Genomic DNA, 24,147 nt, shown 5'->3' on the forward strand with positions numbered 1-24,147 from the left:
AAGGGCTCATTTCGGTATAGACTACTGGCTATATTTACAGTTGCTCGAGGTCAGACATGTCCGAGTTCCAGCTCGTCACCCGTTTCCAGCCGGCCGGCGACCAGCCCGAGGCCATTCGCCTGATGGTCGAGGGCATCGAGGCCGGGCTATCGCACCAGACCCTGCTGGGTGTGACCGGCTCGGGCAAGACCTTCAGCGTGGCCAACGTCATTGCGCAGGTGCAGCGCCCGACCCTGGTGCTGGCGCCGAACAAGACCCTGGCCGCCCAGTTGTATGGCGAGTTCAAGGCGTTTTTCCCGAATAACGCAGTCGAGTACTTCGTCTCCTATTACGACTACTACCAGCCCGAAGCCTACGTACCGTCGTCGGATACCTTCATCGAGAAGGACGCCTCGATCAACGACCACATCGAGCAGATGCGCCTGTCGGCGACCAAGGCGCTGCTCGAGCGGCGTGACGCGATTATCGTTACCACCGTGTCCTGCATCTATGGTTTGGGTAGCCCCGAGACCTACCTGAAAATGGTCCTGCACATCGATCGCGGCGACAAGCTCGACCAGCGTGCGCTGCTGCGCCGCCTGGCTGACCTGCAATACACCCGCAACGAAATGGACTTTGCCCGGGCCACTTTCCGCGTGCGTGGCGATGTGATCGACGTATTCCCGGCCGAATCCGACCTGGAGGCGATCCGCATCGAGTTGTTCGATGACGAGGTAGAGAACATTGCCGCCTTCGATCCATTGACCGGCGAGGTGATCCGCAAGCTGCCGCGTTTCACCTTCTACCCCAAGAGCCACTACGTCACCCCGCGCGAAACCCTGCTCGAGGCGGTCGAGGGCATCAAGGAGGAGCTCAAGGAGCGCCTTGAGTACCTGCACAAGGCCAACAAGCTGGTCGAAGCCCAGCGCCTGGAGCAGCGCACCCGTTTCGACCTGGAGATGATCCTTGAGCTGGGCTACTGCAACGGCATCGAGAACTACTCGCGCTACCTGTCCGGACGTCCGGCCGGCGCGCCGCCGCCGACCCTGTATGACTACCTGCCCGCTGACGCCTTGCTGGTGATCGACGAGTCCCACGTCAGCGTTCCCCAGGTCGGCGCGATGTACAAGGGTGACCGCTCGCGCAAGGAAACCCTGGTGGAATATGGCTTTCGCCTGCCGTCGGCGCTGGATAACCGGCCGATGCGTTTCGATGAGTGGGAATCGGTCAGTCCGCAGACCATCTTCGTCTCGGCCACCCCAGGCCCGTACGAGGCCGAACACGCCGGCCGGGTAGTCGAGCAGGTGGTGCGCCCGACTGGCCTGGTCGATCCACTGGTCGAGGTGCGTCCGGCGCTGACCCAGGTCGATGACCTGCTGTCGGAAATCGGCAAGCGGGTCGCGGCGGGTGAGCGCGTGCTGGCCACCACACTGACCAAGCGCATGGCCGAGGACTTGAGCGATTACCTGGCCGATCACGACGTGCGCGTGCGCTACCTGCACTCGGATATCGACACGGTCGAGCGGGTCGAGATTATCCGCGACCTGCGCTTGGGCACCTTCGATGTTCTGGTGGGGATCAACCTGCTGCGTGAAGGCCTGGACATGCCGGAAGTGTCGCTGGTGGCCATCCTCGATGCCGACAAGGAAGGCTTCCTGCGCTCCGAGCGTTCGCTGATCCAGACTATTGGCCGCGCCGCACGTAATCTCAACGGCAAGGCGATCCTGTATGCCGACAACATGACCGGTTCGATGCAGCGTGCCATCGACGAGACCGAGCGCCGCCGGGCCAAGCAGATCGCCTTCAACGAAGCCAACGGCATCGTGCCCAAAGGCGTGGTCAAGGATGTCGCCGACATCATGGAGGGCGCCAACATCCCGGGTGGGCGCAGCAAGAAGCGCAAAGGCATGGCCAAGGCGGCCGAGGAGAGCGCCCGCTACGAGGCCGAACTGCGTACCCCTGGCGAGATCACCAAGCGTATCAAGCAGCTGGAAGAGAAGATGTTCCAGCTTGCCCGCGACCTGGAGTTCGAGGCCGCCGCGCAATTGCGCGACGAGATCACCCAGCTGCGCGAGCGCTTGATTACCAGCTGATCGGCAAGCGACACGCTCCTGTAGGCGCGCATTCGTGCCGTGATAGCGCCTACCTGGGCGTCGCGGTTGTCAGCAATGACGCTATCGCGGGGCAAGTCCGGTCCTGCACGATTAATAGCACCTGGCGGTCGGATCACACGTGACGATCGCGCCATTGCTGGAGCCAGGTGCCTGCTCCCTGCTAACATCCTGCCTTTGTTTCATCTTTCGTTCGAGACTCTCCATGACCACCGTTCGCACGCGTATCGCGCCATCGCCCACCGGCGACCCCCATGTCGGCACCGCCTACATCGCCCTGTTCAACTACTGCTTTGCCAAGCAGCACGGCGGCGAGTTCATCCTGCGCATCGAAGACACCGACCAGCTGCGCTCGACCCGTGAGTCGGAACAGCAGATCTTCGACGCCCTGCGCTGGCTGGGCATCGAGTGGAACGAAGGCCCGGACGTCGGCGGCCCGCACGGCCCTTACCGGCAGAGCGAGCGTGGCGAGATCTACGCCAAGTACGCCAAGGAGCTGGTCGACGCCGGTCACGCCTTCTACTGCTTCTGCACTGCCGAAGAGCTCGACCAGATGCGCGCCGAACAAATGGCCCGTGGCGAAACCCCGCGTTATGACGGCCGCGCGCTGAAACTGAGCGCCGAGGAAGTGCAGCGCCGCCTGGCTGCGGGCGAGCCGCACGTGATCCGCATGAAGGTGCCGAGCGAAGGCATCTGCGTGGTGCCGGACATGCTGCGCGGCGATGTCGAGATCCCGTGGGACCGCATGGACATGCAGGTTCTGATGAAGAACGACGGCCTGCCGACCTACTTCCTGGCCAACGTGGTCGATGACCACCTGATGGGCATCACCCACGTGTTGCGTGGCGAAGAGTGGCTGCCCTCGGCGCCCAAGCTGATCAAGCTGTACGAGTACTTTGGCTGGGAGCAGCCCAAGCTGTGCTACATGCCGCTGCTGCGTAACCCGGACAAGAGCAAGCTGTCCAAGCGCAAGAACCCGACCTCGGTGACCTTCTACGAGCGCATGGGCTTCATGCCCGAAGCGATGCTCAACTACCTCGGCCGCATGGGCTGGTCGATGCCCGACGAGCGCGAGAAGTTCTCCCTGGCGGAAATGGTCGAACACTTCGACCTGTCGCGCATCTCCCTGGGGGGGCCGATCTTCGACATCGAGAAGCTGTCCTGGCTCAACGGCCAGTGGCTGCGTGATCTGCCCGTCGAAGAGTTCGCCGCACGCGTGCAGAAATGGGCCTTCAACAGCGACTACATGATGAAGATCGCCCCACACGTGCAGGGCCGGGTCGAAACCTTCAGCCAGATCGCCCCGCTGGGTGGTTTCTTCTTCGAAGGTGGGCTCAAGCTCGATGCCAAGCTGTTCGAGCACAAGAAGCTTTCGGCAGACCAGGTGCGCCAGGTCATCCAGCTGATCCTGTGGAAACTCGAAAGCCTGCGCCAGTGGGAAAAAGAGCGCATCACCGGTTGCATCCAAGCCGTGGTCGAAGCCCTGGAGCTGAAGTTGCGCGACGCCATGCCCTTGATGTTCGCTGCCATTACCGGCCAGGCGAGCTCGATCTCGGTGCTCGATGCCATGGAAATCCTCGGCCCTGACCTGACCCGCTTCCGTCTGCGCCAGGCGCTGGATCTGCTCGGCGGCGTGTCGAAGAAAGAAAACAAAGAGTGGGAAAAGCTGCTGGCGAACATCGCCTGAACCACCCAGTAGCATTTGCGTGGAAGCGGGCTTGCCCCGCTATTGCAATGGCAAATCCACCATCGCAATCGCGGAGCAGGCCCGCAACTGCACGATAAAACCCCAGCAGCGATGGGGCAGGGCGGTAAGTGATTGTTATCTGTGAAAAAACTTTTGATTAATTTCAAAAATTCGTTTGACAGCTCTGCAATCCGCTCTTAATATGCGCCCCGTCCACAGCGATGAACGAAACGAAGCGCCAGGCACCCAGCCGGCGATTCCAGTTCAAAGCGACATTCGTGGGGCTATAGCTCAGCTGGGAGAGCGCCTGCATGGCATGCAGGAGGTCAGCGGTTCGATCCCGCTTAGCTCCACCAAATTCCGATTCTCAGTCTGCCAAGGCGGCTGGGGATGAAATCCGGATTCAGCGCCGGGTTTCAAGGTAGAAGGTTCGTCCCCTTCGTCTAGTGGCCTAGGACACCGCCCTTTCACGGCGGTAACAGGGGTTCGAGTCCCCTAGGGGACGCCAGTTTTACACAAGCGATATTTCAGGATGTCGCTGGGCCGCGAGGCTAGAAATCTGGGGCTATAGCTCAGCTGGGAGAGCGCCTGCATGGCATGCAGGAGGTCAGCGGTTCGATCCCGCTTAGCTCCACCAATTTGCCAGGATTCGTGAAAACGGATCTCTACGAAGGTTGTAATGTCCCCTTCGTCTAGTGGCCTAGGACACCGCCCTTTCACGGCGGTAACAGGGGTTCGAGTCCCCTAGGGGACGCCATTTTTACCCGCGTTTTGCGGGGCTTTAAAGGCTCATTCGCATATTGGATGGGCCTTTTGTTTTCGGGGCTATAGCTCAGCTGGGAGAGCGCCTGCATGGCATGCAGGAGGTCAGCGGTTCGATCCCGCTTAGCTCCACCAATTTGCCAGGATTCGTGAAAGCGAATCTCTACGAAGGTTACATGTCCCCTTCGTCTAGTGGCCTAGGACACCGCCCTTTCACGGCGGTAACAGGGGTTCGAGTCCCCTAGGGGACGCCATTTTTACCCGCGTTTTGCGGGACTTCAAAGGCTCATTCGATTATTGAATGGGCCTTTTGTTTGTCTGTAATCCCACTTTTCTTGAGCGCCGACCAGAGGTCGAAGATTTCGCTTGCCTAAAAATATTATAGGGATAATATTTCAACCATAATATTTGTGAGGCCGCCCATGAGCGACAAGAAGAGCAAGACCCGCGAGCGCATTCTCGACGCGGCCTGCAGTGCGCTGATCCAGCAAGGCCCGGCTGACCCCAGTGTGAGTCAGGTGATGAGTGCGGCTGGGTTGACGGTGGGGGGGTTCTACGCGCATTTCGACAGCAAGGACGAGCTCATGCTGGAGGCTTTTCGCCAATTGCTCGGCGAGCGCCGGGGCTTGCTCGCCCAGGTCGATCCAGCACTGGATGGTGCCGGGCGTCGCGCCTTGGCCGCGGCTTTCTACCTTTCGCGCAAGCATCGTGACGCTCACGAGCACGCCTGCCCGCTACCTAACTCCCTGAGCGAAATGCAGCGTCTGCCTGAAGCGTTTCGCGAGGTGCTGGCCGAGCATATCGAGTTGATGACGGCGCAGATGGTCGATTGCCCGGAAGACATCGATAAAGCCTTTGCCGACCTGGCCCTGATGGTCGGTGGTTTGGCCCTGGCTCGCGCCTTGAGCGGCACCGAGTTATCCGACCGTATCCTGCGCGCCGCCAAGTCGGCGGTGATCTGAGCAACCTCAACCCTGGAGCAAGGCGATGACTACCCTGAGCTGGATTCGCGGCGTCAACGGAACGCTCGGTCGGCTGGCCCCCGAGCATGTTGCCGGGAAGATGCGACGGGCGTTCATGACGCCCCGCAACCTGCCACCCAGACCGTGGGAACTGCCGCTGCTGGCGCGTGCTGAACGGATCACCCTGCGCTTCGGACTGTCGGCCCTGCGGTGGGGTAATGGCCCCACCGTGTTGATGATGCATGGCTGGGAAGGGCGTCCGACGCAATTTGCGGCGCTGATCGAGGCATTGGTCGATGCGGGTCACACGGTGGTCTCCCTCGAAGGTCCCGCCCATGGCCGGTCGCCTGGTCAGCAGGCCAACGTGGTGCTGTTCGCCCGCGCGCTGCTTGAAGCCGCTGCAGAGTTACCACCATTGCGGGCGGTGATTGGCCATTCCATGGGCGGCGCCAGTGTCATGTTGGCCTTGCAATGGGGATTGCGCACCGAGGCCGCAGTGAGTATCGCCGCGCCTGCGCAGTTAATCGGCGTGTTGCGCGGCTTTGCTCAGCGTTTAGGGCTACCTGCGCGGGCCAGGGCAGCGTTCATTCGCCAGATCGAACACGATGTCGGCATGCAGATCGCCCGCCTGGACGTCAGTGGCTACCAGCTGGAGCTACCGGGCCTGGTGGTGCACGCGGCTGACGATCAGTTGGTCCCGGTCGGCGAGGCGCAGCTGATCCACAAGGCCTGGTTCGACAGCCGCCTGATGCTGCTGGAAGAGGGCGGCCACCAGCGAGTGCTGGCCGACCCGCGCCTGAGCGAAGCGGTGCTGGATTTGCTCGCGCGCACCCAGGAACCTACCCGGCAAAGCGCTTGAGCTTGGGTTACACTCCGCCCGTTCACTGACATTGGGAGCGGGCATGAGCTGGGATTTGGCATCGCCATTTATCATCGACCTTCGCGTCGGTGCCGACGACATCGATGGCCTCGGCCACGCCAACAACGCGGTCTACGTCACCTGGCTGGAGCGCTGCGCCTGGCGCCACTCGCAGCGCCTGGGTCTGGACCTGGCCGAATACCGCCGCCTGGACCGGGCCATGGCTGTGGTTCGCCACGAAATCGACTACCTGGCCGCTGCCTACGAAGACGACGAGCTGCAGCTGGCTACCTGGATCATCGACTGGGACCAGCGCCTGCGCATGACCCGGCGCTTTCAGCTCAAGCGCCCACGCGATGGTGCAATCTTGCTGCGGGCGCAGACCACCTTTGTCTGCATCGAACTGTCCACTGGCAAGCCCAAGCGTATGCCGACGGAATTTATCGAGGGTTACGGTCAGGCGCTGATCGGTGCCTGAACTGCTGTGATTGTTTGCTAGACTGCCGCCTTTTTCGCCGAGACCCCTTCATGCAAATTGCCCTGGCCCCGATGGAGGGGCTGGTCGACAACATTCTGCGCGACGTGCTTACCCGCGTCGGTGGCATCGACTGGTGCGTTACCGAGTTCATCCGCGTCTGCGACCGCCTGCTGCCGCCTTCGCAATTCGACAAGCTCGCCCCGGAGCTGCGCCTGGGCGCGCGCACGGCGGCGGGCGTGCCGATGCGCCTACAGCTGCTCGGCTCGGATCCGGTGTGCCTGGCGGAAAATGCCGTGCTGGCTTGCGAGCTTGGCGCGCCGGTGATCGACCTGAACTTCGGCTGCCCGGCCAAGACCGTGAACAAGTCGCGCGGTGGGGCGGTACTGCTCAAGGAGCCGGAGCTGTTGCATGCGATTGTCAGCCAGGTGCGGCGGGCGGTGCCGGCGCATATACCGGTGACGGCCAAGATGCGCCTGGGCTTCGACAGCCCTGACGGCGCACTGGACTGCGCCACGGCACTGGCCGAGGGTGGCGCTGCGCATCTGGTGGTGCATGCGCGCACCAAGGTCGAGGGCTACAAGCCGCCGGCACACTGGGAATGGGTGGCGCGCGTGCAGGATGTGGTCAAGGTGCCGGTGTTCGCCAACGGCGAAATCTGGACGGTGGATGACTGGCGGCGCTGCCGTGAGGTCAGCGGGGTAGAGGACATCATGCTCGGTCGCGGGCTGGTGTCACGGCCAGATTTGGCCCTGCAGATCGCTGCCGCGCGGGACGGGCGCGATTACCAGCCGTTGGATTGGCAAGCGTTGCTGCCGCTGCTGCGTGAGTTCTGGCGCCAGGCCCAGGCCAAGCTGTCGCCGCGCTATGCGCCGGGGCGCATGAAGCAGTGGATGGCGATGTTGACCCGCAGTTATCCCGAGGCAGTGGTGATGTTTGCTGAGCTGCGGCGGGTGGATGACTGTGAGCGGATCAGCCAGCTGCTGGGGGTGGATATGCGTGAGGCGCGGTGCGAGGCGGTCGCCTGATTGAACCTGTTGTGTGAGTGCGGGTGTTATCGCGGGGCAAGCCCGCTGCCACAAAGAGCTAGAAAAAATTTTGCAGTCCGCACTTGAAACCTTTTCCCTAGACCTTATCTCTTGAGTACGCGATGCCGAAGTCGGGTCGCGTAATGACTTACTTGCTGAATCTCAGGAGTTTATGACCATGACTACCGCTTTCTCTCTTGCACCACTGTTCCGCCATTCCGTTGGCTTCGACCGTTTCAATGACCTGTTCGAATCCGCGGCGCGTAACGAGGCGGGTAGCAGTTACCCACCCTACAACGTGGAAAAACATGGCGATGACCACTATCGCATCGTGGTTGCCGCAGCTGGCTTCCAGGAAGACGACCTCGACCTGCAGGTTGAAAAAGGCGTGCTGACCGTAAGCGGAGGCAAGCGCGACGCAGGCAACGCAGGCGCAGTGACCTATCTGCATCAGGGCATTGCCCAGCGGGCCTTCAAGTTGTCGTTCCGCCTGGCCGATCACATCGAAGTGAAGTCGGCAGGTCTGGCCAACGGTCTGCTCAGCGTCGATCTGCTGCGCGTCGTCCCGGAAGAGGCCAAGGCCAAACGCATCCCGATCAACAGCGACAAACCTGCGCTGAACTAAGCTTGTCGGGATGTACGAAAGGGCACCTTCGGGTGCCCTTTTTACGTGTCATGGATGTACATGTTATGGATGTACATAGCGTGGGAGCGGACTTGCCCCGCGATTTGCCAAGGCACAAGTGGCGAAGCCGGCCACGCGAACGAGAATCGCGTGGCAAGCCCGCTCCCACGCATTTCTTTCAGTAGTCAGCTGGCGCTTCCAGCAGCATCTGCCGGAACTCCTGCAGCGGCAGTGGCCGGCTGTGCAGGTACCCCTGGTACAGGTGACAGCCCAGCCGCTCAAGAAACTCTAGCTGCTCGGTCAATTCCACACCCTCGGCAATCACCGCGAGCTCAAGACTGCGGGCCATGGCCACGATGGCGCGGACGATCTCGGCATCATTGGGGTCGATCGGCGCGTCGCGGACAAAGGTCTGGTCGATCTTCAGCGCATCCACCGGCAGCCGTTTGAGGTAGGTCAGCGATGAGTAACCGGTGCCAAAATCATCCATGGCAAAACTTACGCCATAGCGCTTGAGCTCGCGCATCTTGGCAATGGTGTCCTCCAGGTTCTGGATGACGATGCCTTCGGTGATCTCCAGCTTGAGCATGTGCCGTGGCAGGCGGTAGTCGTCGAGGCTGCGCAGCACTCGCTCGACGAAATCGTTCTGGCGGAACTGCCGAGGGCTGATGTTCACGCACAGGCTGAAATCGTCGGCATCGATCAGGCCGTCCTGCAGCATATGGGCGCAGGCATCGCAGGCTTCGTCGAGGATCCAGCTGCCAACTTCAAGGATCAAGCCACTTTCTTCGAGTACCTGAATGAACTGGGCCGGTGGCTGCTGGCCCAATTGCGGATGGTGCCAGCGCAGCAGCACTTCGGCGCCAACGATGCGGTTATCGCGGGCATCCACCTGGGGCTGGAAGTGCAGCGCCAGTTCACCCCGGGCCAAGGCCAGGCGCAGGTCGTTCTCCATGCGCAGGCGCTCGCTGGCGGCCTTCTGCATGGTGGTGTGGAACAGCTGGGTGGTGTTGCGCCCGGAGTCCTTGGCCCGGTACAGGGCGATATCGGCGCGCTTGAGCAGGTCGGCGGGGGTGGCGCCATGGTCGGGGATCAATGCCACACCAATACTTGGGGTCACTTGCAGGCGCTGGCCATCCAGCGACATCGGCTCGGCGAGCAGCTCGCGCAGGGTGTCGGCCAGCTCGCGGACTTGGGTTTCCACCGCCTCGCGGCTGCCTTCAAGGCCGGTCAATAGCACCACGAACTCATCGCCGCCCAGGCGCGCCACGGTATCCTCAAGGCGCACGCTGGCTTCCAGGCGCGCAGTGATGATCTTCAGCACCGTGTCGCCGACTGGATGGCCGAGCGAGTCGTTGATGTGCTTGAAATGGTCGAGATCGAGGAACAGCAGCGCGCCGCGCAGGTTGTGGCGCTTGAGCAGGGCGATCTGCTGGCTGAGGCGATCCATCAGCAAGGCGCGGTTGGGCAGGTTGGTCAGCGGGTCGTGATAGGCCAGGTGGCGGATCTGCGCCTGGGCGTTCTTCAGTTGGCTGACGTCGCGCGCGGTCAGCAGCAGGCAATCGCTCTCGTTGAGGCTGATGGGTTCTACCGATACTTCGACGGTGAGAATATCGCCGCGCTTGTTGCGCCCGAGCATCTCCCGGTGATGCACCCGGCCGCGCTCCTTGAGCTCGTTGAGCAGGGCGCTGCGCTGTTTGTCATCGGCCCAGATGCCGATCTCATACACCGACTGCCCGACCACCTCGGCAGCGCTGTAGCCGGTCAGTCGGCAGAAGCCATCGTTGACCTCAAGGTAACGGCCGGTCTCACGCTCGGTGATGGTGATCGCGTCGGGGCTGGAATGGAAGGCCTTGGCGAACTTCTCCTCGCTGGCCTTGAGCGCCGCTTCGGCGCGTTGCTGCTGGGTGATGTCGCGCAGTGAGGTGACGCTGCAGGGTTGGTTGTCGACCGTGATCAGGCGGCTGGAAATCACGCAGGTCAGGGCTGCGCCGCTGCGGTGGTTGACCACCACCGCGACATTGCTCAAGTCCTGCTCGCGGATTACCCGCTCGATGCGGTGTGCGCGTTCGGCCGATTCGGCCCACAGGCCAATCTCCTCGGCGGTACGGCCAATCACCTGCTCGGCGTTCCAGCCGAAGGTCTGGGTGAATGCCGGATTGATCTCGATGAACTGGCCAGAATCCTGGCGGGTTACGCAGATCGGGTCGGGACTGACCTGGAACAGGCTGGCGAACTTCTCTTCCGACGCACTCAGGCGCAGCTCGCGCTCGACCTGGTCGGTGATGTCGAGCAAGGTGCCGGCCATGCGCAGCGGGTTGCCTTGTTCGTCGCGGTAAAGCCGGGCGCGGCTTTCGATGTAGCGCGAGGCGCCGTTTTCCAGCTCCACCCGGTAGGTGATCTGGTAATTGCCGGCCGGGCCTTCGCGCAAACTGCGATAGGCCTGGCGCATGACATTGCGCTCCTGTTCCGGCACGCCTTCGAAAAAGGCTTCGAACGACTCGTGAAAGGGTACTGGGTCTAGCCCATGCAGCTGTGCGGCGCGGGCCGAGCCATACAGCATGCCACTGGGGATGTGCCAGTCCCAGGTGCCCAGTTGCGCGGAATCCAGGGCAAGGTCCAGGCGCTCCTGGCTGTCCTTGAGTGCTTGTTCGGCGCGTTTGCGCTCACTGGTGTCGACGAAGGTACTGAGCAGGAACGTGACGCCTTCAAGCTCAATGCCCTGGGTGCAGAGGATGCCGTCGTGGATCTTGCCGCTGCTGGCGCGAAATTGCACTTCCATGGTCACCGGGCCGCTGGTGTTGCGGGTGGCTTCCAGCACCTGGTGACGCTGGTCGGGATTGACCCACAGGCCGAGCTCGATGCTGGTCTTGCCGACGATCTGCGCACCGGGCCAGCCGAACATGTCTTCGAAGTGCTGGTTGACCTCGAACAGCATGCCGTCGTTACGGCGGGTCAGCAGAATCGCGTTGGGACTCAGGTGGAAGAGGGTGGCGAAGCGTTTTTCCGAGTTGATCAGGGCGGTTTCGCGTTCGCGCTGGCGGGTGATCTCGCGGATCACCCCGATCATCTGCCGCCGGCCATGGCGGTCTTGGGTCAGGCTGCCGTTGATCTCCAGCCAGTGCATGCTGCCATCTGGCCAGCGGATACGATGGCGCATGGCCTGTTCGATCGGTTCGCCGTTGACCACCGCCTGAAAGGCCTGGCGGGTGCGCGCGCGGTCCTCTTCAGGCAGCAGGTCGAGGTAGTCGATGTCGCTGGGCAGCGGCCGCTGCGGGTCGAAGCCAAATAATGCCTGGGTGCCGCGCGACCAGCTGACCCGACCGCTCTCGATGTCCCACAGCCAGGCGCCCAGGCGTGCACCATTGAGGGCGGCCAATAGTTGTGGGGCATTCTGCCAAGCCTGTTCCGACGCCTGCGGGTCGGCCGCAGGGATGCGCGGCAGGCGCGCAAAGCGATTAACTGATTTGGGCATCGATACCAGACCTTTGGCGAATGACGCGTCCCTGAGAGTGAAATGCCGTGCTGACGACCGGTCAGGCGGGCCCTGCGTGGCTGTCGAGCAGGGCCATGAACGCCCTGGCTGCGTTCGACAGCGTTCGCTCGGTGTGCAGAATGTAGCCTAGCTGTCGCGACAGCTTTACGCCGGGTAAAGCGATGGGTGCAACTTGTTCATCGAGCATTGTGCGCGGTAGCACGCTCCAGGCCAGGCCAATCGACACCATCATCTTGATGGTTTCCAGGTAGTTGGTGCTCATGGCGATGTTCGGCGTCAGGCCCTGGCTTTCGAACAGGCGTTGGACAATGTGCCGGGTAAAGGTGTTGCCGCCCGGGAACACGGCCGGGTGGCCGGCGACGTCGGCCAGGCTGACTGCGCCGTTGCTGGTCAATGGATGTTCGGGCGAGGCGACGAAATCCAGTGGGTCGTCCCACACCGATACCGCCCGCACCAAGTGGTGCGGCTCGGGAGCCAGCGTAATAACGGCAATTTCGGCGCGGCCATGGAGAATTTCATCGTAGGCCGCTTCCGAATCGAGGAACTGAATATCTAACGCTACTTTCGGGTGCTCGCGGGTGAAAGCCCGTAAAAGCGGGGGTAGGCGGTGCAAACCAATATGGTGGCTTGTTGCCAGGGTCAGCCTACCGCTCACTTCCCCGGTCAAATTGGTCAGCGCACGTCGGGTATCATCCAACACGTTGAGGATTTGATACGCCCGCGGCAGCAATGCTCGCCCGGCTTCGGTCAAGGTCACCTCCCGGCCCAACCGGTCGAACAAGCGGACGTCCAGTTGCTGCTCAAGGCCAGCGATGCGTTTGCTGATTGCCGGCTGGGTCAAGTGCAGGCGTTCGCCAGCCCCGGAAAAGCTGCCGGTCTCGGCAATGGCGATAAATGCGCTTAGGTTGGCCAGGTCCACCTTTTGTATTCCTTAAGGTTATCCAAAGCATAAAAATTATGAATTTGAGTTATTCAATCTAACCCCATAGCATCGACCGTACAAGCCAAGGGGTTATTGGCATAGAAAGACGCTGATGAGGAACAGTCTGATGGCCGGCAAAACGCTCTACGACAAACTCTGGGATGCGCATGAAGTCAAGCGACGCGACGACGGCTCGTCCTTGATCTACATCGATCGCCACATCATTCACGAAGTGACTTCGCCTCAGGCCTTCGAAGGTCTGCGCCTGGCTAATCGCCAGCCATGGCGCATCGACGCCAACATCGCCACGCCCGACCACAACGTGCCAACCACCCCTGAGCGCAAGGGCGGCATCGAGGCCATCGCCGACCAGGTGTCGCGCCTTCAGGTGCAGACCCTCGACGAGAACTGTGACGAATATGGCATCGTCGAATTCAAGATGAACGACGAGCGCCAAGGCATCGTTCACGTCATCAGCCCAGAGCAGGGCGCGACCTTGCCAGGCATGACCGTGGTGTGCGGCGACTCGCACACCTCGACCCACGGCGCCTTTGGCGCATTGGCCCACGGCATCGGCACCTCCGAGGTCGAGCATGTGCTCGCGACCCAGTGCCTGGTGGCCAAGAAAATGAAAAACATGCTGGTGCGCGTCGAAGGCAAATTGCCTGAGGGCGTCACCGCCAAGGACATTGTCCTCGCCGTGATCGGCAAGATCGGCACCGCCGGTGGCAATGGCCACGCCATGGAGTTCGCCGGTAGCGCCATCCGCGATCTGTCGATGGAAGGCCGTATGACCATCTGCAACATGTCCATCGAGGCCGGTGCCCGGGTTGGCTTGGTGGCAGTGGATGACACCACTATCGATTACGTTGAAGGGCGTCCCTACGCGCCGACGCCTGCTCAGTGGAGCCAGGCAGTGGCCGCCTGGAAGGGCCTGGTCTCCGACACAGATGCGGTGTTCGACACCGTGGTCGAGCTGGACGCTGCGCAAATCAAGCCGCAGGTCAGTTGGGGCACTTCTCCAGAGATGGTGCTGGCGGTCGATCAGCGCGTGCCGGACCCTGCTGCAGAGCCGGACTTGATCAAGCGTGGTTCGATCGAACGTGCGCTCAAATACATGGGCTTGAGCGCCAATCAAGCGATCACTGATATCCGTCTGGATCGGGTGTTCATCGGTTCGTGCACCAACTCGCGGATCGAAGACTTGCGCGCGGCTGCCGACATCGCCAAAGGCCGCAAGGTCGCTGCCAACGTCAAGCAGGCGCTGGTGGTGCCGGGCTCGGGCCTGGTCAAGGCGCAAGCCGAACGTGAAGGGCTGGACAAGATCTTCATCGAAGCCGGTTTTGAATGGCGTGAACCCGGCTGCTCGATGTGCCTGGCGATGAACCCGGATCGCCTGGAAAGCGGCGAGCACTGCGCCTCGACCTCCAACCGTAACTTCGAAGGCCGCCAAGGCGCCGGTGGTCGTACCCACCTGGTGAGCCCGGCGATGGCCGCCGCCGCCGCGGTGACCGGTCACTTCATCGATGTCCGCGAGTTGATCCAAGGGAGCGCAGCATGAAAGCCTTTACCCAGCACACCGGCTTGGTCGCACCGTTGGATCGCGCCAACGTCGATACCGACCAGATCATTCCCAAGCAGTTTCTCAAGTCGATCAAGCGCACCGGCTTCGGCCCGAACCTGTTCGACGAGTGGCGCTACCTGGATGTGGGGCAGCCTTACCAAGACAACAGCAAGCGCCCGCTGAACAAAGAGTTCGTGCTCAACCACGAGCGTTACCAGGGCGCCAGCGTGCTGCTCGCCCGCGAGAACTTCGGTTGCGGCTCCAGCCGTGAGCACGCGCCTTGGGCGTTGGACGAGTACGGTTTCCGTAGCGTGATCGCGCCAAGCTTTGCCGACATCTTCTTCAACAACAGCTTCAAGAACGGCTTGCTGCCGATCATCCTCAGCGATGAGGAAGTCGATGAACTGTTCAAGCAGGTTGAAGCCAACCCTGGCTATCAGTTGACCGTGGACTTGCAAGCCCAGGCGGTGACTCGTCCAGATGGCAAGGTGCTGCATTTTGAGATCGACGCCTTCCGCAAGCATTGCTTGCTCAACGGCCTGGACGACATTGGCCTGACCTTGCAGGACGCCGATGCGATCAAGGCGTTCGAGGGCAAGCATCGCCAGAGCCAGCCGTGGTTGTTCCGCGATGCCTGAAGTGTGTAAGTGACTGTACCGGCCTCATCGCGGGGCAAGTCCGCTCCTGCAGGGGCAGCGCTCATCGTGTAGGAGCGGGCTTGCCCCGCGATAGCGCCGGCACAGGCAAAACCAGATAAGGACCGATGCATGACCAGTAGCCAACACACCGACGTCGTCCAGCGCCAGTTCGGCGAGCAGGCCAGTGCCTACCTGAGCAGCGCCGTGCACGCCCAAGGCAGCGAGTTTGCCCTGCTGCAGGCCGAGCTCGCCGGCCATGCCGACGCCCGGGTGCTGGACCTGGGCTGTGGTGCCGGTCATGTCAGTTTCCACGTCGCGCCATTGGTTGCCGAGGTCGTCGCCTATGACCTGTCGCACTCGATGCTCGACGTGGTCGCCAGCGCCGCGGCACAACGCGGCCTGGCCAATATCACTACCGAACGCGGTGCGGCGGAACGCTTGCCGTTTGCCGATGCCGCGTTCGATTTCGTCTTCAGTCGCTACTCCGCGCATCATTGGAGCGACCTGGGCCTGGCCTTGCGCGAAGTGCGCCGGGTGCTCAAGCCGGGTGGGGTGGCGGCGTTCGTCGATGTCATGTCGCCGGGCAGCCCGTTGCTCGATACCTACTTGCAGAGCGTCGAAGTGCTGCGTGACACCAGCCACGTGCGCGATTATTCGGCCGCCGAATGGCAGCGCCAGGTCAGCGAGGCAGGTTTGCATGTGCGCAGCCACAGCCGCCAGCGCCTGCGCCTTGAGTGGAACTCCTGGGTCGAGCGCATGCGCACCCCTGATGCGCTGCGCGTGGCCATTCGCCAATTGCAGCAAGCGATGGGCGAGGAAGTGCGGCAGTATTACCAGATCGAAGCCGATGGCTCGTTCAGCACCGACGTGCTGGTGTTGTGGGCTGAGCGCTAGTATTTTCCGGCGAAGCCGCTACCGGCGCGCCGTTTGAATGGATAGAGGAAAGCATGAGCAAGCAGATTCTGATTCTCCCAGGTGATGGCATTGGTCCGGAAATCATGGCCGAAGCGGTCAAGGTGCTGGAGCTGGCCAATGACAAGTTCCAGCTTGGCTTCGCCCTGGAGCACGACGTGATCGGTGGCGCGGCCATCGACAAACATGGCGTGCCGCTGGCTGATGAAACCCTGGAGCGTGCGCGCAAGGCTGACGCTGTACTGCTCGGCGCCGTTGGCGGGCCGAAGTGGGACAAGATCGAGCGCGACATCCGCCCGGAGCGCGGTCTGCTGAAAATCCGTGCGCAACTGGGCCTGTTCGCCAACCTGCGTCCGGCCATCCTCTATCCGCAACTGGCCGATGCCTCCTCGCTCAAGCCAGAAATCGTCGCCGGCCTGGACATCCTCATCGTCCGTGAGCTGACTGGCGGCATCTACTTCGGTGCCCCACGTGGCCAGCGCGAGCTGGAGAACGGCGAGCGCCAGGCCTACGACACCCTGCCGTACAGCGAAAGCGAGATCCGCCGGATTGCCCGTGTCGGTTTCGACATGGCCCGCGTGCGTGGCAACAAGCTGTGCTCGGTAGACAAAGCCAACGTGCTGGCGTCCAGCCAGCTGTGGCGTGAAGTGGTCGAAGACGTGGCCAAGGACTACCCGGGCGTCGAGCTGAGCCACATGTACGTCGATAACGCCGCCATGCAGCTGGTACGGGCGCCCAAGCAGTTCGACGTGGTGGTGACCGACAACATGTTCGGCGACATTCTGTCGGATGAAGCTTCCATGCTGACCGGTTCCATCGGCATGCTGCCTTCGGCGTCGCTGGATGCCAACAATAAGGGCATGTACGAGCCGTGCCACGGCTCGGCCCCGGACATCGCCGGGCAGGGCATTGCCAACCCGTTGGCGACCATCCTCTCGGTGTCGATGATGCTGCGTTACAGCTTCAACCAGCACGCCGCTGCCGAGGCGATCGAGCAGGCGGTCAGCCTGGTGCTGGACCAAGGGCTGCGCACTGGCGACATCTGGTCGGCCGGTTGCAGCAAAGTCGGTACGCAGGAAATGGGCGACGCAGTAGTCGCAGCGCTGCGGAATCTGTAATCTCTCTGGCCCGCCACCGTTCTGTCTCGGTGGCGGCCCACTTTTAGCAAAGGTGTAGTTGCGATGAAACGTGTAGGTCTGATCGGTTGGCGTGGAATGGTCGGTTCCGTGCTCATGCAGCGGATGCTCGAAGAGCAGGATTTCGACCTGATCGAGCCGGTGTTCTTCACCACCTCCAATGTGGGTGGCCAAGGTCCGAACGTGGGCAAGGATATTGCTCCGCTCAAGGACGCCTACAGCATTGAAGAGCTCAAGACCCTCGACGTCATTCTGACCTGCCAGGGCGGCGACTACACCAACGAAGTCTTCCCCAAGCTGCGCGAAGCCGGCTGGCAGGGTTACTGGATCGACGCCGCTTCCTCGCTGCGCATGCAGGATGACGCGGTGATCATCCTCGACCCGGTCAACCGCAAGGTGATCGACCAGCAGCTCGATGCCGGGACCAAGAACTACATCGGCGGCAACTGCACCGTCAGCTTGATGCTGATGGGCCTGGGTGGCCTGTTCGAAGCCGGTCTGGTCGAGTGGATGAGCGCCATGACCTACCAGGCTGCCTCCGGTGCTGGCGCGCAGAACATGCGCGAGCTGATCAAGCAGATGGGCGGCATCAATGCGGCGGTCACCGATGAGTTGGCCAACCCGGCCAGCGCCATCCTCGACATCGACCGCAAAGTGGCCGAGGCCATGCGTAGTGAAGCCTTCCCGACCGAGAACTTCGGCGTGCCGCTGGCCGGCAGCCTGATTCCGTGGATCGACAAGGAACTGCCGAACGGCCAGAGCCGCGAAGAGTGGAAGGCCCAGGCTGAAACCAACAAGATCCTGGGTCGCTTCAAGAGCCCGATCCCGGTCGACGGTATCTGCGTGCGCATCGGCGCCATGCGTTGCCACAGCCAGGCGCTGACCATCAAGCTGAACAAAGACGTGCCGTTGGCCGATATCGAAGGCATGATCAGCCAGCACAACCCATGGGTGAAGCTGGTGCCGAATCAGCGTGAGATCAGCATGCAGGAGCTGAGCCCGACCAAGGTCACCGGCACCTTGAATGTACCGGTTGGCCGTCTGCGCAAGCTCAACATGGGTTCGCAGTACCTGGGCGCCTTCACCGTTGGCGACCAGTTGCTGTGGGGCGCTGCAGAGCCGCTGCGGCGGATGCTGCGGATCTTGCTCGAGCGTTGATTGCGCCTGGCTTGACCGAAAACCCGTGCTCTCGCTGAGCGCGGGTTTTTTGCTTTTAGGGGGCTGTTAAGGCTCTATCGCGGGGCAAGCCCGCCCCCACGCAAGTTTCGCAGCCAAGGTCGGGGCTGGCGTGGGAGCGGGCTTGCCCCGCGATAGCAATAGCGCATCCGAGGCTATTCAAATGCCCTGAAGGTACCCCAAGCCCAATAATCCAAGTAAAGTGCCGCTCCCGCCGAACCCGCAGAGGATTTCCCATGAGCCAACCCCTAGACATCGCCGTCATCGGCGCCACCGGTAGCGTCGGTGAAACCCTCGTGCAGATCCTCGAAGAACTCAGCTTCCCGGTCAAAACCCTGCACCTGCTCGCCAGCATGGAATCTGCTGGCAGCAGCGTAATGTTCGCTGGCAAGAAAGTGCGTGTGCGCGAAGTTGACAGCTTCGACTTCAGCCAGGCCCAGCTGGCCTTCTTCGCCGCGGGCCCGGCCGTCAGCCGCTGTTTCGCAGCCAAGGCCCATGCCGCCGGCTGCACGGTCATCGACCTGTCAGGTGGCCTCGATCAGGCGCTGGCGCTGGTCCCGGAAGCCAATGCCGATCAGCTGGCCAAGCTGACCCTGCCGGCGCAAATCACCAGCCCAAGCGCCGCCGCCGTTGCGCTGGCGGTGGCCCTGGCGCCGCTTAAAGGTCTGCTGGATATCGAGCGCATTCAGGTCATGGCCAATCTGGCAGTGTCGGCCCAGGGCAAGGAAGCCGTCAGTGAGCTGGCGCGCCAGACCGCCGAGCTGCTCAATGCCCGTCCATTGGAGCCACGCTTCTTCGACCGGCAGATCGCTTTCAACCTGCTGGCCCAGGTCGGTGCCAGCGATGAGCAGGGCCACACCGCCGTAGAGCGGCGCTTGGTCAATGAGCTACGTGTGCTACTGGACATGCCTGCGCTGAAGATTTCCGTGACCTGCGTTCAAGTCCCGGTGTTTTTCGGCGATAGCTTGAGTGTGGCCGTACAAAGTCGTCGCCCGGTGGACTTGGCGGCGGTCAATCAGGCCCTGGACGCGGCCGACAGTATCGAGCTGGTCGAAGCGGACGATTATCCGACGCCGGTGGGTGACGCAGTGGGCCAAGACGTGGTCTATGTTGGTCGTGTACGCCATGGCATTGATGAAGAGCAACAGCTCAACCTCTGGCTGACCACCGACAATGTGCGCAAAGGCGCTGCGCTCAATGCCGTACAAATCGCTCAATTGTTGATAAAAGACAGGCTCTAAAAGATACTTCAGAGGGTTTGCACGAAAAGTCGCGCAGGCACTTTTTGTACAAAGCCAAGCAATTTTGTCCTATATCACATTTAGATTTTGGGACGATCCATACAAGGGAAGAGGTCATGCTTCGAATTCGCAAACTGGTTTTGGCCATGGCGGCAGCATCTGCGCTGTCGTCCGGCATGGCGAATGCCCTGGGGTTGGGTGAGCTGACCCTCAAGTCGGCACAGAACCAGCCGCTGGACGCCGAGATCGAATTGCTCGACGTGCGCGACCTCTCCGCTGCCGAAGTGGCGCCGAGCCTGGCGTCGCCGGAAGAATTCGCCAAGGCCGGGGTGGCCTACCCACCCTATGTCGAGGACCTGACCTTCACCACGGTGCTCAATCCCAATGGCAAGAGCGTGCTGCGGGTTACCTCCAGCCGGCCATTGAGCGAGCCCGTGGTCAAATTCCTGGTCCAGGTGATGTGGCCGCAGGGCCGTCTGCTGCGCGACTACAGCGTCCTGCTCGACCAGGCCAAGGCCCAGGGCGAGCAGCCTGCGGCGGCCAACATCAGCGCGCCGGTCAGCGGCGCTGGCAGCTACACCACCAAGCGCCGTGACACCCTTTGGCAGATTGCCGCGCGCAACAGCCAGGGCGGCTCGGTCCAGCAGACCATGCTGGCGATCCAGGCACTGAACCCGGATGCCTTCATTGGCAACAACATCAACCAGCTGAAGATCGGCCAGGTCTTGCGCCTGCCGGATCAGCAGCAGATTCAGAGCATTGCCCAAGGCGAAGCGAACCGAGAGGTCGCCGAGCAGTACGCCGCCTGGCGCGAAGGCCGCCGTTTGGGGCCGCGCGCGCGTCAACTCGACGCGACCCGTCGCGGCGCAGCCGAGGCGGCGCCATCGCGCATCGCCCAGGGCGACAACCTGCGTCTGGTCAGCCCTGGCAATCAAGCAGGGGCGGCTGGGGCGAAGGAGCTCAACGACAAATTGGCGGTCGCCCAGGAGAGCCTGGACACCAGCCGACGCGACAACGAAGAACTCAAGAGCCGCATGACCGACCTGCAGAGCCAGCTGGACAAGCTGCAGCGTCTGATCCAACTGAAAAATGACCAACTGGCGCGCCTCGAAGCCCAAGGCGCCGCCGGGCAAACGCCGCCAGTCGCTGCTCTGCCAGGTGAGCCTGCGCCGGCCCAGCCAGCCGTCAACGCCCAGCTGACGCCAGCGGAGCCTGTCGTCGAGCCAGCACCCGCAGCGGTCGATACCGCGCCGCAAGCCGCGCCGGGCGCTGAAGCCAAGACTGAGCAGAGCGCACTCGACGAGCTGCTCGGTAATCCATTGCTGTTGGGCCTGATTGCCGGCTCGGCGTTCCTTGTGCTGTTGTTGCTGCTGTTGTTGGCACGCAAGCGTAAGGCTCAGCAGGAAGCCGAGAAGCACCTGCGCATGGCCCGCGCCTTGTCGGAGGAGGGGGAGCGCAACCCTGATCTGGACCTGCCGCCAAGCAGCTTCGATGGGCTGGATGTGTCGGCGCCAAGCGTCACCCTGTCGCCTGCAGTGGTGGCGGCTTCTGCCGCAGCCGCTACGGCAGCGGAGAAGCCTGCGGTCGTCGCCCCGGTGATGGCGCCTGCGCCAGAGCCGCAAGAAGATCCGCTCGACAAACTGTTGGCCGAAGTCGAACTGAGCTTGCAGCGTGGTCGCCTCAATCACGCCGCCGACCTGCTCGAGACGGCTGTGGCCGCCGAGCCTGAGCGCAGCGACCTGCGCTTGAAGCTGATGGAGGTCTACGCACGTCAAGGCGACCAGAACGCCTTTGCCGATCAGGAGCGCAAGCTGGCGGGCAATGAGCAGAACAAGGCTGAGGTCGAATCGCTCAAGGAACGCTTCCCGGCCATGGTCGCCGTGGCGGCTGCTGGCCTTGGCGCGGCGGCCCTGGCGGCAGAGCTGGACGAGCAATACGTTCAAGAGCTGCTGCAAGACGAACAGGATATCCCGGCTACTGAGCCTGTGGTCGAGCCCGAGCCTGTGGTCGAGGAGCTGGCGTCCGAGCCTGTAGTCGAGCCTGAGCCGCAAGTACTTGCCGATGTGACACCTGTCGAAGAGAGCGATCTGGACAGTGCCTTCGATCTGAGTCTGGACGATGACCTGGCGCTGGATGATCAGTTGCAGTCGCCGATCCTGGATGAGATTGAGCCTGCTATTGAACCTGAGGCTCAGTTCGAGCAGGCCGAGGTGGTTGAGCCGGCAGTCGGTGAAACGGATGCCGATGACGACTTCGAAGCGCTGCTGGCCCAGGCCCAAGCTGAGGCCGAGCCGCAGAGCGTCGACGACCTGGCCGACTTCGATCTGGATGTCGGTGATTCGCCAGTTGCGGCTCCGGCCGAGGAAGCCCCGGTGGATGTGGCCGCTGAGCTGGCAGCGTTCGACGAGATTCCCGAGTTCGATCCGATCTCCGAACTGGAGCTGCCAGACGACTTCGACCTGTCGCTGTCGCTGGAAGACGACTCGCCCGCGGCAAAGAACTTTGCCTCGGAGCTGGACGACGTCAACGCCGAACTGGACAAGCTCTCGCAGAACCTCGAAACGCCGTCGCTGGAGGCGCAATTCACCGCTGCCGACGCCGCGCAGGAGCCCGAGCCGCTGGACGACCTGGACTTTGACTTCTTCTCCGGTGCCGACGAAGTGGCCACCAAGCTCGATCTGGCCCGTGCCTATATCGATATGGGTGATCACCAGGGCGCGCGCGACATCCTCGATGAAGTGGTCAAGGATGGTGATGACGGTCAGCGCAGTGAAGCCGAGGAGATGCTGTCTCGGTTGGTGTAAGGCTTCAGGTCGGTGGTGTTCTTTTCGCGGGCAAGCCCGCTCCCACAGGTACCGCATTGATCTTGAGGGTCGTGCGATCCCTGTATGAGCGGGCTTGCCCGCGAAGAGGGCGACGTGGCCCCTGATGCAAGCCCCGCAACGGCAGCCCAGAAGGCTGCCGTTGTCGTTATAATGCCGCCCTTCGTTCCATCCACAGGTTTCAGTTACTTGGACATCATCGATAACGACGCGGCCGAATCGGCGGCCGAAGGCTACTCGCGCATCGCCCTGGGCGTGGAATACAAAGGCGCTCGCTACCGCGGCTGGCAACGCCAGGCCAGCGGTGTGGCCAGTGTCCAGCAGGCCCTTGAGCAGGCGTTGTCGAAGGTGGCCAATGCGCCGATCTCGGTGGTCTGCGCCGGGCGCACCGACGCCGGCGTGCATGCCTGCGGGCAGATCGTGCACTTTGATACCAATGCCGTGCGCGATGAGCGCGCCTGGACCATGGGCACCAACTTCAACCTGCCGCGAGACATCAGCGTGGCCTGGGCGCAGCAGATGCCGGCGGATTTTCACGCGCGCTTCAAGGCCACCGCCCGGCGCTACCGCTACGTCATCTACAACGATCCGATCCGCCCGGCGCACCTGGCCGAGGAAGTCACCTGGAACCATCGCCCGCTGGACGTCGAGCGTATGGCCCAAGCGGCGCAATACCTGCTCGGTACCCATGACTTCAGCGCTTTTCGTGCCAGCCAATGCCAGGCCAAATCGCCGGTCAAGCACATGTACCACCTGCGCGTCACCCGCCATGGCCAGATGATCGTCCTGGACATCCGCGCCACAGCGTTCCTGCATCACATGGTGCGCAACATCGCTGGGGTGCTGATGAGCATTGGCAGCGGCGAGCGGCCGATCGAGTGGGCCCGCGAAGTGCTGCAAAGCCGCGATCGCCGCGAGGCCGGGGTGACCGCGCATCCGTATGGCCTGTACCTGGTGCAGGTGGAGTACCCTGAGCCGTTCGTCTTGCCCCAGCGTTACATTGGCCCACACTTTCTCACCGGTTTCGATGCCTTGGCAGACTGACGGGCGAAAAGTGATTTGCTAACATCCGGCCTTTCACCGATTACTCAAGGTTCGCCGTCCATGAGCAACGTTCGCAGCAAGATCTGCGGGATTACCCGCATCGAAGACGCCCTGGCCGCCGCCGAAGCCGGCGCCGATGCCATCGGCCTGGTCTTCTATGCCAAGAGCCCGCGTGCGGTGGACGTGCAGCAGGCGCGGGCGATCATTGCCGCGCTGCCGCCGTTCGTGACCACCGTTGGCCTGTTCGTCAATGCCTCGCGCTGCGAACTCAACGAGATCCTCGAGGCGGTACCGCTGGACCTGCTACAGTTCCACGGCGACGAAACCCCAGCTGACTGCGAGGGTTTTCACCGGCCCTGGATCAAGGCCTTGCGGGTGCGTCCTGGCGATGACCTTGAAGCTCAGTGCAAGCACTACGCCAATGCCAGCGGGATTCTCCTGGATACCTTCGTCGCCGGCGTCCCGGGAGGGACTGGCGAAGCTTTTGACTGGTCGCTGGTGCCGCAGCGTCTGAGTAAACCGATTATCCTTGCCGGTGGTCTGAACCCGGGCAACGTCGGCCAGGCGATTGCCCAGGTTTGCCCTTACGCCGTGGATGTCAGCGGTGGAGTCGAGCAGGCCAAGGGCATCAAGGACGCCGCCAAGATCGAGGCGTTCGTGCGTGCAGTGAAGCAGGCGTGAAGGCAGATGTGACGGCTGGCCGCGCGC

At 62.4% G+C, this 24,147-nt stretch carries 18 protein-coding genes and 6 tRNA genes; 22 read left to right on the plus strand and 2 right to left on the minus strand.

Annotated elements, in window-relative coordinates; translation table 11 throughout:
• The first annotated feature begins 56 nt into the window (after positions 1-56).
• The 13 genes from uvrB (at position 57) to ACF8K2_RS14670 (ending at position 8,488) form a co-directional block, all read left to right on the plus strand.
• Positions 57-2,072 carry an excinuclease ABC subunit UvrB gene (uvrB, locus tag ACF8K2_RS14610; protein WP_186556854.1) on the plus strand — a complete coding sequence of 672 codons (2,016 nt, stop codon included), beginning with the start codon at positions 57-59 and terminating at the stop codon, positions 2,070-2,072.
• Between the two features lie 223 nt (positions 2,073-2,295).
• Positions 2,296-3,777, plus strand: coding sequence for a glutamate--tRNA ligase (gene gltX / locus ACF8K2_RS14615; protein WP_392465519.1), 1,482 nt, complete (start codon positions 2,296-2,298; stop codon positions 3,775-3,777).
• Between the two features lie 280 nt (positions 3,778-4,057).
• A tRNA-Ala gene (locus ACF8K2_RS14620) sits at positions 4,058-4,133 on the plus strand.
• 76 nt (positions 4,134-4,209) lie between these two features.
• A tRNA-Glu gene (locus tag ACF8K2_RS14625) sits at positions 4,210-4,285 on the plus strand.
• Positions 4,286-4,338: 53 nt separating this feature from the next.
• A tRNA-Ala gene (locus ACF8K2_RS14630) sits at positions 4,339-4,414 on the plus strand.
• A 44-nt stretch (positions 4,415-4,458) separates the two neighbouring features.
• Positions 4,459-4,534: transfer RNA gene (locus ACF8K2_RS14635), tRNA-Glu, on the plus strand.
• Between the two features lie 64 nt (positions 4,535-4,598).
• Positions 4,599-4,674 (plus strand) — tRNA-Ala (locus tag ACF8K2_RS14640).
• 43 nt (positions 4,675-4,717) lie between these two features.
• Positions 4,718-4,793: transfer RNA gene (locus tag ACF8K2_RS14645), tRNA-Glu, on the plus strand.
• Positions 4,794-4,961: 168 nt separating this feature from the next.
• Positions 4,962-5,501, plus strand: coding sequence for a TetR/AcrR family transcriptional regulator (locus ACF8K2_RS14650; RefSeq protein WP_186557671.1), 540 nt, complete (start codon positions 4,962-4,964; stop codon positions 5,499-5,501).
• A gap of 25 nt (positions 5,502-5,526) precedes the next feature.
• Positions 5,527-6,360: an alpha/beta fold hydrolase gene (locus tag ACF8K2_RS14655; RefSeq protein ID WP_186557672.1), complete on the plus strand. Its 834-nt coding sequence runs from the start codon at positions 5,527-5,529 to the stop codon at positions 6,358-6,360.
• Positions 6,361-6,403: 43 nt separating this feature from the next.
• Positions 6,404-6,838 carry a thioesterase family protein gene (locus ACF8K2_RS14660; protein WP_186557673.1) on the plus strand — a complete coding sequence of 145 codons (435 nt, stop codon included), beginning with the start codon at positions 6,404-6,406 and terminating at the stop codon, positions 6,836-6,838.
• Positions 6,839-6,888: 50 nt separating this feature from the next.
• Complete coding sequence (locus ACF8K2_RS14665) at positions 6,889-7,863, plus strand: tRNA dihydrouridine synthase (protein ID WP_392465522.1); 975 nt, start codon at positions 6,889-6,891, stop codon at positions 7,861-7,863.
• A 178-nt stretch (positions 7,864-8,041) separates the two neighbouring features.
• Entirely contained in the window at positions 8,042-8,488 is a 447-nt protein-coding gene (locus ACF8K2_RS14670; protein ID WP_186557675.1) for an Hsp20 family protein, read from the plus strand.
• 178 nt (positions 8,489-8,666) lie between these two features.
• On the opposite strand, the gene ACF8K2_RS14675 is transcribed toward ACF8K2_RS14670, so the two are convergent.
• A complete protein-coding gene (locus tag ACF8K2_RS14675) occupies positions 8,667-11,963 on the minus strand; it encodes a PAS domain S-box protein (protein WP_392465524.1) in 3,297 nt (1,098 codons plus the stop codon).
• Positions 11,964-12,024: 61 nt separating this feature from the next.
• Positions 12,025-12,903: a LysR family transcriptional regulator gene (locus ACF8K2_RS14680; RefSeq protein ID WP_264236974.1), complete on the minus strand. Its 879-nt coding sequence runs from the start codon at positions 12,901-12,903 to the stop codon at positions 12,025-12,027.
• 130 nt (positions 12,904-13,033) lie between these two features.
• Between ACF8K2_RS14680 and leuC the strand changes: the two genes are divergently transcribed.
• From leuC to ACF8K2_RS14725, 9 genes are all read left to right on the plus strand, one after another.
• Complete coding sequence (gene leuC / locus ACF8K2_RS14685) at positions 13,034-14,467, plus strand: 3-isopropylmalate dehydratase large subunit (protein WP_392465526.1); 1,434 nt, start codon at positions 13,034-13,036, stop codon at positions 14,465-14,467.
• Positions 14,464-15,108: a 3-isopropylmalate dehydratase small subunit gene (gene leuD / locus ACF8K2_RS14690; protein ID WP_264236976.1), complete on the plus strand. Its 645-nt coding sequence runs from the start codon at positions 14,464-14,466 to the stop codon at positions 15,106-15,108. Before leuC ends, leuD begins: the two co-directional genes overlap by 4 nt.
• Before the next feature lie 129 nt (positions 15,109-15,237).
• Complete coding sequence (locus ACF8K2_RS14695; protein WP_186557680.1) at positions 15,238-16,002, plus strand: class I SAM-dependent methyltransferase; 765 nt, start codon at positions 15,238-15,240, stop codon at positions 16,000-16,002.
• A gap of 53 nt (positions 16,003-16,055) precedes the next feature.
• Positions 16,056-17,138 carry a 3-isopropylmalate dehydrogenase gene (leuB, locus tag ACF8K2_RS14700; protein WP_392465529.1) on the plus strand — a complete coding sequence of 361 codons (1,083 nt, stop codon included), beginning with the start codon at positions 16,056-16,058 and terminating at the stop codon, positions 17,136-17,138.
• A 63-nt stretch (positions 17,139-17,201) separates the two neighbouring features.
• Complete coding sequence (gene asd, locus ACF8K2_RS14705; protein ID WP_186557682.1) at positions 17,202-18,314, plus strand: aspartate-semialdehyde dehydrogenase; 1,113 nt, start codon at positions 17,202-17,204, stop codon at positions 18,312-18,314.
• A 254-nt stretch (positions 18,315-18,568) separates the two neighbouring features.
• Entirely contained in the window at positions 18,569-19,573 is a 1,005-nt protein-coding gene (locus tag ACF8K2_RS14710; RefSeq protein ID WP_392465531.1) for an aspartate-semialdehyde dehydrogenase, read from the plus strand.
• A 116-nt stretch (positions 19,574-19,689) separates the two neighbouring features.
• Positions 19,690-22,377, plus strand: coding sequence for a FimV/HubP family polar landmark protein (locus ACF8K2_RS14715; protein WP_392465534.1), 2,688 nt, complete (start codon positions 19,690-19,692; stop codon positions 22,375-22,377).
• A 171-nt stretch (positions 22,378-22,548) separates the two neighbouring features.
• Entirely contained in the window at positions 22,549-23,439 is an 891-nt protein-coding gene (truA, locus tag ACF8K2_RS14720; RefSeq protein WP_392465536.1) for a tRNA pseudouridine(38-40) synthase TruA, read from the plus strand.
• 60 nt (positions 23,440-23,499) lie between these two features.
• Positions 23,500-24,120, plus strand: coding sequence for a phosphoribosylanthranilate isomerase (locus tag ACF8K2_RS14725; protein ID WP_392465539.1), 621 nt, complete (start codon positions 23,500-23,502; stop codon positions 24,118-24,120).
• Positions 24,121-24,147: the final 27 nt, after the last annotated feature.

Source organism: Pseudomonas sp. xss_2 (assembly GCF_043104195.1).
In the GTDB taxonomy this organism is placed as follows: Bacteria; Pseudomonadota; Gammaproteobacteria; order Pseudomonadales; family Pseudomonadaceae; genus Aquipseudomonas; species Aquipseudomonas urmiensis.